Origin of the sequence: Streptomyces erythrochromogenes, from assembly GCF_040684695.1 — a bacterium.
Lineage (GTDB): Bacteria > Actinomycetota > Actinomycetes > Streptomycetales > Streptomycetaceae > Streptomyces > Streptomyces erythrochromogenes_C.
The window spans coordinates 62,266-74,623 of the sequence record NZ_JBFBGM010000004.1; the positions used below are offsets into that span (position 1 = coordinate 62,266).

Genomic DNA, 12,358 nt, shown 5'->3' on the forward strand with positions numbered 1-12,358 from the left:
CTACGGCTACGGCCGGGGCTGCGGCTTCGGCTGCGGCCGGGGGGCCAGTGGGGCCGGAGTGACCTTGAAGCCGCCCTTGGTGACCTCGGTGAAGGGCGCCGGGGCCATGCAGGTGCCCACCGTCGGCTCGGCGACCGTGCCGTCGGGCTTCGCGTCGACGTTCACGATGCCCCACGAGAAGCCGACGCGGTCGGGCGCGCCGCGCTCGCCGTCCTGGACGCTCAGACCGATCCGCTTGCCCTCCCAGCCGACGTTCGAGCTGGTGACCACCGCGGTGACCGTCGCCGTCCTGCCGCCCGTCACCATGCAGTCCACCTCGGCCTCGGCGACGCCGGTGAAGCCCTGGTCCGGCATCGCGTGGTAGACGGTCACCCGGCCGCGCGCGTCCGTCGGCAGCCCCTGCTCCAGGTTCTCGCCCTTCAGCGGCCTGCTGAACGGCACCGACTCGGCGTCGACCGTGAAGCGGATGTCGTGCGAGGCGGGCACGTACGGGTAGCGCACCGTGCCGCCCCCGTGCACCGAGGCGGTCTTCGGCGCGGCCGGCGCCGCCGGGGCGGGCGCGGCCGCCCACAAGGTGCCCAGCAGGGCGGCGGACCCGGCGACGGCCAGGGCGCGCGTACGGTTCTTCATCATCGTGAACTCCCGTGTCCAAAAGGGATTTTGGTTACGGGAAGAGCCTCGCCGTCCGGCGCCCCCGGCTCCATCCGCCGATCGGCACAAACGCCCGAGGGGCCCTCTGCCGATCGGCAGAGGGCCCCTCGTCGCACGAGCGGGTCGCTACAGGCCCGGGCCGCGGACCGGAATGTGGGTGAACGTCGGCTCGGGCGCCGGGTTCTGGAAGAAGTCGTTGCCCTTGTCGTCGACCACGATGAAGGCCGGGAAGTCCTCGACCTCGATCTTCCAGACGGCCTCCATGCCGAGCTCCTCGTACTCCAGGACCTCGACCTTCTTGATGCAGTCCTGGGCCAGGCGGGCCGCCGGGCCGCCGATCGAGCCCAGGTAGAAGCCGCCGTGCCGGCCGCACGCGTCCGTCACCTGCTGGGAGCGGTTGCCCTTGGCCAGCATGACCTTGGAGCCGCCCGCCGCCTGGAACTGCTCCACGTAGGAGTCCATGCGGCCGGCCGTGGTCGGGCCGAAGGAGCCCGACGCGTAGCCCTCGGGGGTCTTCGCCGGGCCGGCGTAGTAGACCGGGTGGTCCTTGAGGTACTGCGGCATCTCCGCGCCCGAGTCCAGCAGCTCCTTGATCTTGGCGTGCGCGATGTCGCGCGCCACGACCAGCGGGCCGGTCAGCGACAGGCGGGTCTTGACCGGATGCTTGGTCAGGGTCGCCAGGATGTCGTCCATCGGCTGGTTCAGGTCGATGGAGACGACGTCGGAGGACTCCGACAGGTGCTCGTCCGTGGTCTCCGGCAGGAAGCGGGCCGGGTCGCGCTCCAGCTGCTCCAGGAAGACGCCCTCGGCGGTGATCTTCGCGGTGGCCTGGCGGTCCGCCGAGCAGGACACGGCGATCGCCACCGGCAGGGAGGCGCCGTGGCGGGGCAGGCGCACGACGCGGACGTCATGGCAGAAGTACTTGCCGCCGAACTGCGCGCCGATGCCGATCTTCTGCGTCAGCTCGAAGACCTGCTGCTCCAGGGCCTCGTCGCGGAAGCCGTGGCCCAGCGGCGAGCCCTCGCGGGGCAGCTCGTCCAGGTAGTGCGCCGAGGCGTACTTGGCGGTCTTCAGCGCGTGCTCGGCGGAGGTGCCGCCGACCACGATCGCCAGGTGGTAGGGCGGGCAGGCCGCCGTACCGAGCGAGCGGATCTTCTCCTCCAGGAACTTCATCATGGAGGCCTCGTTCAGGACCGCCTTGGTCTCCTGGTAGAGGAAGGACTTGTTGGCCGAGCCGCCGCCCTTGGCCATGAAGAGGAACTTGTAGGCGCCGCCGTCGGTCGCGTACAGCTCGATCTGCGCGGGCAGGTTCGAGCCGGTGTTCTTCTCCTCCCACATGGTGAGGGGGGCCATCTGCGAGTAGCGCAGGTTCAGCCGGGTGTACGCGTCGTAGATGCCGCGCGAGAGCGCCGCCTCGTCGCCGCCCTCGGTCAGCACGTTCTGGCCGCGCTTGCCCATGACGATCGCCGTGCCCGTGTCCTGGCACATCGGCAGGACGCCGGCCGCCGCGATGTTCGCGTTCTTGAGGAGGTCGAGCGCGACGAACTTGTCGTTCGAGGAGGCTTCCGGGTCGTCGATGATGCGGCGCAGCTGCGCGAGGTGCGCGGGGCGCAGGAAGTGCTGGATGTCGTGGATGGCCTCCTCGGCGAGCTTGCGCAGCGCCTCCGGCTCGACCTTGAGGAACGTACGGCCGTCCGCCTCGAAGGTGGACACGCCCTCGGCGGTCACCAGCCGGTAGGGGGTGGTGTCCTCGCCCAGGGGCAGCAGGTCGGTGTACGCGAACTCCGGCATTGGGGCCATTCCTCACTCGGCAGACAGCACTGACGACCAAATTGGCAGCGCAGTCCACCAGCGTAGAACCTCCCGCCCGGCGTGTGTTTGTGAGGTAAGGCTCAGTCGGGCCGACTCGGCAGTATCGCGATCTATCGTGTCTCGCTATGCTGGCGTCGTGGACCTGGAAAAGCACCCCGCCGCCCCCGCGCCCGGCCCTGCCGCGCTGCGCGCCTCCGACGCCGACCGGGACCGGATCGCGCAGATCCTCGGCGACGCCGTCGCCGAAGGCCGGCTGACCGCCGAGGAGCACTCCGAGCGCCTGGACACGCTGTACGCGGTCAAGACCGTCGGCGAGCTGGAACAGCTCGTACGGGACCTGCCCGCGCCCGGCGGCGTCCACACCCCGGCCGCGTCCGCCTACGCGGGGGCCGCCGGCGGCCCGGCCGCCGAGACCATCGTCGCCGTGTGCAGCAGCTCCAGCCGCAAGGGCCGCTGGCGGCCGGGCGCGCACACCCGCGCGGTCTCGGTCATGGGCGACATCACCATCGACCTCACACAGGCGGTCTTCGAGCAGCAGGTCACCGAGATCAACGTGACCTGCGTCCTGGGCAACGTCGAGGTCCTGGTCCCGGAGAACGTCACCCTGCGCGGCTACGGCAGCGGGGTCCTCGGCAACTTCGAGGTGCGCGGCGAGAGCCGCGGCGAGACCGACCCGCAGGCGCCGGTGGTGATCGTCCGGGGCTTCTCCCTGCTCGGCAACATCGAGGCGCGGCCGAAGCTCGGCGCCCGTCTGGTCGACCTGGCGCGCAAACTGCGCAAGCACCTCGACGGCTGAGAACGCCGGCCGGGACGGTGCGGCGGCGCATCCGGATGCGGAGGGTCTCGTTTCGGACGAACCCCGGGCGCCCGGTGGCACACAGTGCATAGGGGCGCGTACAGCGGGTAGGGACAGGTGCGTCGTCTCTCGCTCACGTATACGTCGTCAGGAGTAGACCGTGCCGCATCCGCCGCATCAGTCCCTGCAGGTAGCCGCCGTGAAGAGCCTTCAGGGTCCTGGGGCACGCCCATCGGCCGTGCCGCAGCCGCGGGTGCCGGCCAGGGCCGAGGACGGCCCCTGGCACGCGGAGGCGGTGTGCCGCCGCGACGAGGCCGGCCTGTTCTTCGCACCGTCCAAGGAGCCCACCGCCGCCCGGCTCTCCCGCGAGGAGGCCGCCAAGCGCGTCTGCGCCCGCTGCCCGGTGATGGTCGCCTGCCGTGAGCACGCGCTGCTCCAGCCCGAGCCGTACGGGGTCTGGGGCGGGCTCACCGCGGCCGAACGCCGCGTCGTGCTGGCCCGGATGCGGCGCCGCTCCGCCGAGCTGCGGCAAGCCCCCGGTGCGGGCTCCATAGCCGCGGCGGGCTGAGCCGGCCGCCGCGGCGGGCTGAGCCGGTCGCCGACCGGGCGGCCGCGGTCCGCGTCGCACGCCGGGAAGGCCACGGCGGCCCATGACGGTCCACTGAGGGCCGCGGAAGCCCGCGGACGCCCCGTCCGTCCCCCCACGCCTCGTACGCGGACACGCGAGAGGGGCGGTCACCCCCGCACAGGGTGACCGCCCCTCCCGCGTTGTGCCCCCGCCCGCTACTGGGCGCGGTCGAAGTCGATCGCGCTGTACGCGCGCAGCTTCGACAGGCGGTGCGTGGAGTCGATCTTCCGGATGGTGCCGGACTTGGAGCGCATGACCAGCGAGGACGTCGTCGCGGTCTCCGAGCGGTAGTGCACGCCGCGCAGCAGCTCGCCGTCGGTGATGCCCGTCGCGACGAAGAAGACGTTCTCGCCCGAGACCAGGTCGGTCGTGGTGAGCACGCGGTCCAGGTCGTGGCCGGCGTCGAGGGCCTTCTGGCGCTCGGCGTCGTCCTTCGGCCACAGCTTGCCCTGGATCACGCCGCCCAGGCACTTGATCGCGCAGGCCGAGATGATGCCCTCGGGGGTGCCGCCGATGCCCAGCAGCAGGTCCACGCCGGTGCCCTCGCGGGCGGCCATGATGGAGCCGGCGACGTCGCCGTCGGAGATGAACTTGATCCGCGCGCCCGTCTCGCGGATCTCGCGGACGATGCCCTCGTGGCGGGGGCGGTCCAGGATGACGACCGTGACGTCCTCGGCGGCCATGCCCTTGGCCTTCGCGACCCGGCGGATGTTCACCGAGACCGGGGCGTTGATGTCGACGAAGTCGGCGGCCTCGGGGCCGGTGACCAGCTTGTCCATGTAGAACACGGCGGACGGGTCGAACATCGTGCCGCGGTCGGCGGCCGCCAGGACGGCGATGGCGTTCGGCATGCCCTTGGCGTTCAGGGTGGTGCCGTCGATCGGGTCGACGGCGATGTCGACCTCGGCACCCGTGCCGTCGCCGACCTGCTCCCCGTTGAACAGCATCGGGGCTTCGTCCTTCTCGCCCTCGCCGATGACGACGACGCCGTTCATCGAGACGGTGGAGATCAGGGTCCTCATCGCGTTGACCGCGGCGCCGTCCGCGCCGATCTTGTCGCCGCGGCCGACCCACCGGCCGGCGGCCATGGCGGCCGCCTCGGTGACCCGTACGAGTTCGAGCGCGAGGTTGCGGTCGGGGGCCTCCGGAGAGACTTCGAGCTGGGGCGGCAGGTTGTGCTCGGTCATCGGAGCGCACCTTTCTGTACGGCGACGGCCGGGAAGTGAGGGTGCTGGAACTCTATCGGTACGTCGACATATTGAGCAGGGCGGGTCACGTATGAGCGGAATATCGGTCATTCGATTGTCCTGAGCGGACGCCTTGCACTCCGTGCGGGGCGACTCAAGGGTGCGCCGCGCGCCGCGCCCGCGCGACCCCGGCGGTGATCGCCCCCCGGTGATGCGGGACGATGGTGCCGTGGCAGGTATGAAAGGCAAGCAGACGATCTGGGACATGGTCCGGTCGCTGGCGGTGATCGGCGTCGTCGTCGCGGGGATCTACCTCTTCGTCCCGCACGACGACAAGGCCGATCCCACGCGCACCGTCGACTACCGGGTGGAGACCATCACGGCCCGGCGCGCGGCCCCGTACCCGGTGGCCGCCCCCGTCGGCCTCCCGGAACAGTGGCGCGCGACCTCGGTGACGTACGAGCGCAAGAAGGCCGACGCCTGGCACCTGGGCTTCCTCGACCCGGAGCGGCAGTACGCGGCGGTCGAGCAGTCCACCGACACCTCCGTGAAGTACCTGGAGCGGGTCACCCACAAGGCCACGGCCTCCGGGCAGACCCAGCAGGTCGGTGACACGGCCTGGGAGCGCTGGGACGGCGAGAAGTACGACGCCCTCGTGCGCCGGGAGCAGGGCTACGTCACGGTCGTGACCGGCACCGCCTCCTTCGAGCAGCTCGGCAAGCTGGCGGCGTCGCTGGAGTTCAAGCAGGGCCGCTAGGCCCTCCCGCGCCCTGGTTTCAGTCCGCGGCGGCTGCGGCCCGGCCCTCGCCGGCCATGAACCGCCAGACCAGGGCGTGCCCCAGCACGATCAGGCCGATCAGCATCAGCGCCTCGGCCTGGATCGGCCGCAGCCCGAACGGCTTCGCGAGCTCCGGAAAGGCTCCGATCACCGCGATCAGGGCGTAGAGCAGCGCGGCCGCGGCCTGCTGCCAGATCAGGAACCGGTCGCCGCGCGCCCGGGCCAGCAGCCGCACGGTGCAGACGCAGCCGACCACCGCGAGGACCACGAAGGCCGCCCGCCAGACCTGCGGCTGCTCGGTGCCGCCGATCTGGGCGAAGAGCCCCATCAGGGCGGGCAGCAGGAACGACAGGTAGATCCCGCCGACGACGCGCCGCAGGGCGGGGTCGCGCATCCAGTCGTGGTGGCTCTGGACGACGTTCCACCACAGGCCGACCAGGGTGAAGCAGGTGGCGGAGAACAGGGCGTAGAAGGTGCTGACGTCCATGGACGACGAGGGTGGCAGCAATCGCGTCCGCCGTGTCCGTCCCACGCCAGGCGCCGTCCCGGATCCGCCGGTACGGGTGTGCGCGAAGAGGGCCGCGGCCCCGGTGATCCGGGGGCCACGGCCCTCTTCGCGTGTCCGGGGCGGTGCTCAGACGGTGGTGATGACCTCGTCGAAGGCCAGGCGCGGGGAGCGGTCGAACCAGGCGCCCTCGGCGGCCGGCTTGCCGATGTTGATGACCATGATCGGGGTGTGGTCGGCGTCCAGGAACTCCTTCTGGATGCCGGCGAAGTCGGCGCCGGTCATCGGGCCCGCGGCCAGACCGGCGGCGCGGATGCCGATGATGAAGTACGCGGCCTGCAGCGCGGAGTTCAGCAGCGCCGACCGCTCGCGGACCGGGCGCTCGGAGAAGAACGCGTCCTTGGCCTGCGGGAAGTGGGGCAGGAGCTGCGGGAGCTCCTCGTGGAACTCGTTGTCCGCCGAGAGGATCGCGACCAGCGGGGCGGTCGCGGTCTTGGCGTCGTTGCCCGCGGCCATGTGCTTCACCAGGCGCTCGCGGGCCTCGGGGGAGCGGACCAGGGTGATGCGCAGCGGGGTCTGGTTGAAGGCGGTCGGGCCGAACTTCACCAGGTCGTAGATCGCCTGGACCTGCTCCTCGGTGACCGGCTCCTCGGAGAACGCGTTGGCGGTGCGGGCCTCGCGGAACAGCAGGTCCTGAGCGGCGGGGTCGAGAACGAGAGACATCGGTAAAGCCTTCTTCCATACGGAGGTGAAGCGATGTCCATGACTCTACGACCGAAGTAGATGAATTTTCAACTAAACCGGGGTGCTCGTGACCGGGATCACTCCTCCTCGGCGGCCTCGCGCGCCGCCAGCGCCGAGTCCAGCCGGGCCCGAGCCCCCTCCAGCCAGTGCCGGCACACCTTCGCCAGCTCCTCACCGCGCTCCCAGAGCGCGAGGGAGTCCTCCAGCGAGGTACCGCCGGCCTCCAGCTTGCGGACGACCTCGATGAGTTCGTCGCGCGCCTGCTCGTACCCCAGCGCCGTATTGGCCTCGGTCATTCCCGTATCCATCCTCTGTGTGTCGTGCGACCACGTGATTGCGGCCGTGTGGCGCTACTGCGAAGCCCCGGCGGCGTCCGGGGCGTCGGCCGGGTCCGAGGCTTCCGCCGCAGCCTCCGCGCCCGCGTCCGGCGCGTCCGCCTCCGCCCCCTCCGCCGCGTCCGGCGCGGAAACCTCCACGGAGAACGTGCCCTCCGCGACCCTGGCGCGCAGCACGTCCCCCGCCGACACCTCCTGCGGCGAGCGCACCACGTGACCGTCCGCCCGCTGCAGTACGGCGTACCCGCGCTCCAGCGTGGCGGCCGGCGACAGCGCCACCACCCGGGCCAGCGTGTGGGCGAGCTCCGAATCGGCCCGGTCCAGCAGGTGCCCCAGCGTGCGCCGGCTCCGCGCCAGCAGCGCGTCCAGCTCGTCCTCCCGCATCTCCACCATGCGCTGCGGATGGACGAAGACCGGCCGGCCCAAGGCGTGCGCGAGCCCCCGCTCCTCGCGGTCGAGCAGCGAGTTCACCGCGCGCAGCCCCCGGCCCTGCAGCTGGCGCACCCGCTCCAGCTCCTCGCCGACGTCCGGGACCACCTTCTTCGCCGCGTCCGTGGGCGTCGACGCCCTCAGGTCGGCGACCAGGTCCAGCAGCGGGGAGTCCGGCTCGTGGCCGATCGCCGAGACCACCGGGGTGCGGGCCGCGGCGACCGCCCGCACGACCTCCTCGTCGGAGAAGGGCAGCAGGTCCTCCACGCTGCCGCCGCCCCGGGCCACGATGATCACGTCGACCTCGTCCAGGGCGTCGAGCTCCTTGACCGCCCGGACCACCTGCGGCACCGCGTGCACGCCCTGCACGGCGACGTTGCGCACCTCGAAGCGGACCGCCGGCCAGCGGCGCCGGGCGTTCTCCAGGACGTCGCGCTCCGCCGCCGAGGCCCGCCCGACCACCAGCCCGATCAGCTGCGGCAGGAAGGGCAGCGGCTTCTTGCGCTCCAGCGCGAAGAGGCCCTCGCCGGCCAGGGACCGCTTCAGCCGCTCCAGCCGGACCAGCAGCTCGCCGATGCCGACCGGCCTTATCTCCGTCGCCCGCAGGGACAGCTGCCCGCGCGGGGCGTACCACTCGGGCTTGGCCAGCAGCACGACCCGCGCGCCCTCCGAGACGACGTCCGCGACCTCGTCGTAGACCTGGCGGAAGCAGGTCACGCTGACCGAGATGTCGTGCGAGGGGTCGCGCAGCGTCAGGAAGACCACTCCCGCCCCCGGCCGCCGCGAGAGCTGCGTGATCTGCCCCTCGACCCACACCTGCCCGAGGCGCTCGATCCAGCCCCCGATGAGCCGGGACACCTGGCCCACCGGCAGCGGCGCCTCGGCCGACGTATTCAGACCCATGTGCGCAGGCTATCCGGCGCCGCCGACACCGCGTCAGGCCGCGACACAGGTGTCGGAATCCGGCCCACCCGCGCGCCCCGCCACCCTCAGGTCGCCCACGGCCCGGGAAGCCCGGCCCGGGAGCCCCGGCCCGGCTGCCAGGCGGCCCGGCCCGGGAGCCCCGGTCCGGCGGCCCGGCCCGCGCCATCGGGGCGCCGTTCGGGAGTCCGGGCGCTCCCGCGGTTCCGGGCCGCCGGCCGGTCCGCTCAGGGCCGCACATCCGCGCGGGCGGCCCCGGTACCCCGGCCCCCCTCGGCGCCGTCGCCCCGGCGGCCCCGCTGGGCGAAGAGCACCGCCAGGCCCACCGCCAGCCACACCGCGCCCACCAGTTGCGCCGTCCGCGACGCCTCGACGATCACCGTGACGGTCACCGCCGCCCCGAGCACCGGGACGACCAGGTGCTTCCACCAGTTCGGCGGCCCCTCCCGCCGCCGGACCACGAACCAGCCCACCACCGAGGCGTGCAGCAGGGTGAAGGCCACGAGCGCCCCGACGTCCACCACGGACACCAGGTGGTCGAGCCCGTCGTCGCGCCGGGCCGCCCACACCGCGGCGACCAGCGTCACGGTCGCCGCCAGCAGCAGGGCCGCCCGCGGAGTGCCGTCCGAGGTGCGCGCCAGCGCCCGCGGCAGCCGCCGCTCCCGGGCCATCGCGAACACCAGCCGCCCGGCCGCCGCCTGCCCCGCCAGGGCGGCGAACGCCGCCCCGACCGCCTTGCTGATCGCCACCAGGTCGTGCAGCCAGAAACCGACCGAGGCCTCCGCCGCGGTGTAGAAGGCCGGCCCCTGCTGCGCCGGATCCGCCGCCAGCTCCGCCGAGGACACCGGCATCAGCAGCGCCGCCAGGTAGCTCTGGACGACGAACAGCGTCCCGGCCAGCGCCAGGCAGCACAGCAGCGCCCGCGCCACCCGCTCCGATCCGCCCGTCACCTCCTCGGCGAAGGAGGCGATGGCGTCGAAGCCCAGGTAGGACAGGACCGCCACCGACACCGCGCCCAGCACCGCGGCCGTGCCGAAGCCCAGCGAGCCGTCCCCGGTCAGCGGCGAGAGCCAGCCGCGCCGGGGGCCGTCCTGGACCAGCACGACCACCGCGGCCACCACGAAGACCAGCAGGACCAGTACCTCCATGACCAGCACGGCGAACCCCACCCGCGCGGCCGCCCGTACGCCCCACAGGTTCAGCGCGGTGGTCACCACGACGGCCAGGGCCGTCCACACCCACCGGGAGACCTCCGGCACCAGCGCGTTCATCGCGATCCCCGAGAACAGGTACGCGACCGCCGGGATCAGCAGGTAGTCCAGCATCGCCATCCACCCGGCGATCAGCCCCGGCCCCTCGCCCAGGCCCTTGCGGGCGTAGGTGAAGACCGAACCGGCCTGCGGGGCCACCCGCACCATCTGCGCGTAGGAGAAGGCCGTGAAGGCCATCGCGACCGTCGCCACCAGGTAGACCAGCGCGACGGCGCCGTGCGACTTGGCGTCGAGCGTGCCGAAGACCCCCACCGGGGCCATCGGGGCGATGAACAGCAGCCCGTAGACGACCAGGTCCCGGAAGCCGAGACTCCGCCGCAGGGCCGCGGGCACCGCGGGCGCCGGGGCCCCGCCGGAATCCGTAGCGGACGCCATCAGTCCTCCGGGTGACGGGTGGAACGTTCTCGGACCCTGCCGCGGGACGTCTCACGGGACGTCTCACGCGACGTCGTACGGGATGCCGCTCGGGACCTTGCGGCCAGTCTGCGGCGAACGGGCGACGTTCGGCCTGCTGGAGACCCCCGTACGATGGAGGCTATGACTGCTCCCGCCCCTGCTCCCGCTTCCCGCCGTGTCCTGCTCGCCGCGCCCCGCGGCTACTGCGCGGGCGTGGACCGAGCCGTGATCGCCGTCGAGAAAGCCCTTGAGCAGTACGGGGCGCCGGTGTACGTCCGCCACGAGATCGTGCACAACAAGTACGTCGTCCAGACGCTGGAGCGGAAGGGCGCCATCTTCGTCGAGCGGACGGAGGAGGTGCCCGAGGGCAGCATCGTGATGTTCTCCGCGCACGGCGTCGCCCCCGTCGTGCACGAGGAGGCGGCGCGCGGCAAGCTCGCGACGATCGACGCGACCTGCCCGCTGGTCACCAAGGTGCACAAGGAAGCCATCCGGTACGCGAACGAGGACTTCGACATCCTCCTCATCGGCCACGAGGGCCACGAGGAGGTCATCGGCACCTCCGGCGAGGCCCCGGACCACATCACGATCGTCGACGGCCCGCACGACGTCGACAAGGTCACCGTCCGCGACGAGTCGAAGGTCGTCTGGCTCTCGCAGACCACGCTGTCGGTCGACGAGACCATGGAGACCGTCGACGCGCTGAAGACGAAGTTCCCGCTGCTCGTCTCGCCGCCGAGCGACGACATCTGCTACGCCACCTCGAACCGGCAGGCCGCCGTCAAGGTGATGGGCGCCGACTCCGACCTGGTCATCGTCGTCGGCTCGAAGAACTCCTCGAACTCGATCCGGCTCGTCGAGGTCGCCAAGGACGCCGGCGCGAAGGCCGCGTACCTCGTCGACTTCGCGAGCGAGATCGACGAGACCTGGCTGGAGGGCGTCACCACCGTCGGCCTCACCTCGGGCGCCTCGGTGCCGGAGGTCCTGGTCGAGGAGGTCCTGGAGTGGCTCGCCGCGCGCGGCTACGCGGACGTGGAGATCGTCAAGACGGCGGAGGAGCACATCACCTTCTCCCTGCCCAAGGAGCTCCGCCGCGACCTGCGCGCCGAAGCCGCGGAACTGGTCGCCGACAAGTAACTCGTTTCGTACGGTATGTCCATGCAGATCTTCGGCGTGGACATCGGCGGATCCGGGATCAAGGGCGCTCCCGTGGACCTGGAGCGCGGCGACCTGGCGCAGGAGCGCCACAAAGTACTGACACCGCAGCCGGCCACCCCCGACGGGGTGGCCGGCTGCGTCGTCGAGGTGGTGAACCACTTCGGCTGGGACGGCCCGGTCGGCGTGACCTTCCCCGGCGTGGTCACGGCGGGCGTCACCCGCACGGCGGCCAACATGGACAAGTCCTGGATCGGCGTCGACACGGCGGCGCTGCTCTCGCGCGAGCTGGGCGGCCGGCCCGTCACGGTGCTCAACGACGCGGACGCGGCGGGCGTCGCGGAGATGACGTACGGGGCCGGGCGCGGGCGGGGCGGCACCGTCCTCCTGCTCACCCTCGGCACGGGCATCGGCAGCGCCCTCTTCACGGACGGGCGGCTGGTCCCGAACACGGAGCTGGGCCACCTGGAGCTCAAGGGTCACGACGCGGAGACGCGGGCGTCGGTGAAGGCCAAGGAGGACGGGGACCTCACCTGGGAGCGCTGGGCGCACCGGCTGAGCAAGTACATGCAGCACGTGGAGATGCTGTTCTCGCCGGACCTCTTCGTCATCGGCGGCGGTGTCAGCCGCAAGCCGGAGAAGTTCCTGCCGCTGATCGAGGGCGTCCGGGCCGAGATCGTCCCGGCCAGGCTGCAGAACAACGCGGGCATCGTCGGAGCGGCGATGGCGGCGAAGGGCTGAGGAAGGCGA

Annotated in this window: 13 protein-coding genes; 5 read left to right on the top strand and 8 right to left on the bottom strand. The window is 72.1% G+C overall.

From position 1 onward, the window contains the following. Positions 1 to 6: 6 nt before the first annotated feature. Both AB0O53_RS09200 and AB0O53_RS09205 read right to left on the bottom strand, forming a co-directional pair. Entirely contained in the window at positions 7 to 633 is a 627-nt protein-coding gene (locus AB0O53_RS09200; RefSeq protein WP_350988163.1) for a hypothetical protein, read from the bottom strand. A 144-nt stretch (positions 634 to 777) separates the two neighbouring features. Beyond that, positions 778 to 2,442 carry a fumarate hydratase gene (locus AB0O53_RS09205; RefSeq protein ID WP_350988161.1) on the bottom strand — a complete coding sequence of 555 codons (1,665 nt, stop codon included), beginning with the start codon at positions 2,440 to 2,442 and terminating at the stop codon, positions 778 to 780. Positions 2,443 to 2,599: 157 nt separating this feature from the next. On the opposite strand from AB0O53_RS09205, the gene AB0O53_RS09210 reads away from it, so the two are divergent. Beyond that, complete coding sequence (locus AB0O53_RS09210) at positions 2,600 to 3,259, top strand: DUF1707 SHOCT-like domain-containing protein (RefSeq protein WP_350988159.1); 660 nt, start codon at positions 2,600 to 2,602, stop codon at positions 3,257 to 3,259. 160 nt (positions 3,260 to 3,419) lie between these two features. Then, positions 3,420 to 3,827: a WhiB family transcriptional regulator gene (locus AB0O53_RS09215; protein ID WP_392050008.1), complete on the top strand. Its 408-nt coding sequence runs from the start codon at positions 3,420 to 3,422 to the stop codon at positions 3,825 to 3,827. Between the two features lie 215 nt (positions 3,828 to 4,042). On the opposite strand, the gene glpX is transcribed toward AB0O53_RS09215, so the two are convergent. Beyond that, positions 4,043 to 5,074 (bottom strand): class II fructose-bisphosphatase, encoded by a 1,032-nt coding sequence (glpX, locus tag AB0O53_RS09220; RefSeq protein ID WP_030850369.1) that lies wholly within the window; start codon positions 5,072 to 5,074, stop codon positions 4,043 to 4,045. Positions 5,075 to 5,312: 238 nt separating this feature from the next. Here glpX and AB0O53_RS09225 point away from each other — a divergent pair, with 238 nt between their 5' ends. After that, complete coding sequence (locus AB0O53_RS09225; protein ID WP_350988451.1) at positions 5,313 to 5,831, top strand: DUF4245 domain-containing protein; 519 nt, start codon at positions 5,313 to 5,315, stop codon at positions 5,829 to 5,831. 19 nt (positions 5,832 to 5,850) lie between these two features. Here the strand turns inward: AB0O53_RS09225 and AB0O53_RS09230 are convergent, their stop codons facing one another. From AB0O53_RS09230 to AB0O53_RS09250, 5 genes are all read right to left on the bottom strand, one after another. Next, on the bottom strand, positions 5,851 to 6,339 hold the full coding sequence (locus AB0O53_RS09230) for a hypothetical protein (protein ID WP_350988155.1): 489 nt from the start codon (positions 6,337 to 6,339) through the stop codon (positions 5,851 to 5,853). 147 nt (positions 6,340 to 6,486) lie between these two features. Next, the gene (locus tag AB0O53_RS09235; protein WP_350988153.1) at positions 6,487 to 7,080 is read right to left on the bottom strand and encodes a malonic semialdehyde reductase; all 594 of its coding nucleotides are present in this window, start codon (positions 7,078 to 7,080) and stop codon (positions 6,487 to 6,489) included. A gap of 98 nt (positions 7,081 to 7,178) precedes the next feature. Continuing rightward, complete coding sequence (locus tag AB0O53_RS09240; protein ID WP_350988152.1) at positions 7,179 to 7,397, bottom strand: exodeoxyribonuclease VII small subunit; 219 nt, start codon at positions 7,395 to 7,397, stop codon at positions 7,179 to 7,181. A gap of 54 nt (positions 7,398 to 7,451) precedes the next feature. Continuing rightward, the gene (gene xseA / locus AB0O53_RS09245; protein ID WP_365194281.1) at positions 7,452 to 8,768 is read right to left on the bottom strand and encodes an exodeoxyribonuclease VII large subunit; all 1,317 of its coding nucleotides are present in this window, start codon (positions 8,766 to 8,768) and stop codon (positions 7,452 to 7,454) included. A 245-nt stretch (positions 8,769 to 9,013) separates the two neighbouring features. Further along, positions 9,014 to 10,432, bottom strand: coding sequence for an APC family permease (locus tag AB0O53_RS09250; protein WP_365194283.1), 1,419 nt, complete (start codon positions 10,430 to 10,432; stop codon positions 9,014 to 9,016). A 153-nt stretch (positions 10,433 to 10,585) separates the two neighbouring features. Here AB0O53_RS09250 and AB0O53_RS09255 point away from each other — a divergent pair, with 153 nt between their 5' ends. Next, entirely contained in the window at positions 10,586 to 11,590 is a 1,005-nt protein-coding gene (locus tag AB0O53_RS09255) for a 4-hydroxy-3-methylbut-2-enyl diphosphate reductase (protein WP_350988148.1), read from the top strand. 21 nt (positions 11,591 to 11,611) lie between these two features. Further along, complete coding sequence (ppgK, locus tag AB0O53_RS09260; protein WP_350988146.1) at positions 11,612 to 12,349, top strand: polyphosphate--glucose phosphotransferase; 738 nt, start codon at positions 11,612 to 11,614, stop codon at positions 12,347 to 12,349. Positions 12,350 to 12,358: the final 9 nt, after the last annotated feature.

Coding starts and splice junctions, on each gene's coding strand:
- AB0O53_RS09200 (WP_350988163.1), bottom strand. CDS start 633: ATGATGAAGAACCGTACGCGCGCCCTGGCCGTCGCCGGGTCCGCCGCC.
- glpX (WP_030850369.1), bottom strand. CDS start 5,074: ATGACCGAGCACAACCTGCCGCCCCAGCTCGAAGTCTCTCCGGAGGCC.
- AB0O53_RS09225 (WP_350988451.1), top strand. CDS start 5,313: ATGAAAGGCAAGCAGACGATCTGGGACATGGTCCGGTCGCTGGCGGTG.
- AB0O53_RS09205 (WP_350988161.1), bottom strand. CDS start 2,442: ATGCCGGAGTTCGCGTACACCGACCTGCTGCCCCTGGGCGAGGACACC.
- AB0O53_RS09250 (WP_365194283.1), bottom strand. CDS start 10,432: ATGGCGTCCGCTACGGATTCCGGCGGGGCCCCGGCGCCCGCGGTGCCC.
- AB0O53_RS09230 (WP_350988155.1), bottom strand. CDS start 6,339: ATGGACGTCAGCACCTTCTACGCCCTGTTCTCCGCCACCTGCTTCACC.
- xseA (WP_365194281.1), bottom strand. CDS start 8,768: ATGGGTCTGAATACGTCGGCCGAGGCGCCGCTGCCGGTGGGCCAGGTG.
- AB0O53_RS09235 (WP_350988153.1), bottom strand. CDS start 7,080: ATGTCTCTCGTTCTCGACCCCGCCGCTCAGGACCTGCTGTTCCGCGAG.
- AB0O53_RS09240 (WP_350988152.1), bottom strand. CDS start 7,397: ATGACCGAGGCCAATACGGCGCTGGGGTACGAGCAGGCGCGCGACGAA.
- AB0O53_RS09255 (WP_350988148.1), top strand. CDS start 10,586: ATGGAGGCTATGACTGCTCCCGCCCCTGCTCCCGCTTCCCGCCGTGTC.
- ppgK (WP_350988146.1), top strand. CDS start 11,612: ATGCAGATCTTCGGCGTGGACATCGGCGGATCCGGGATCAAGGGCGCT.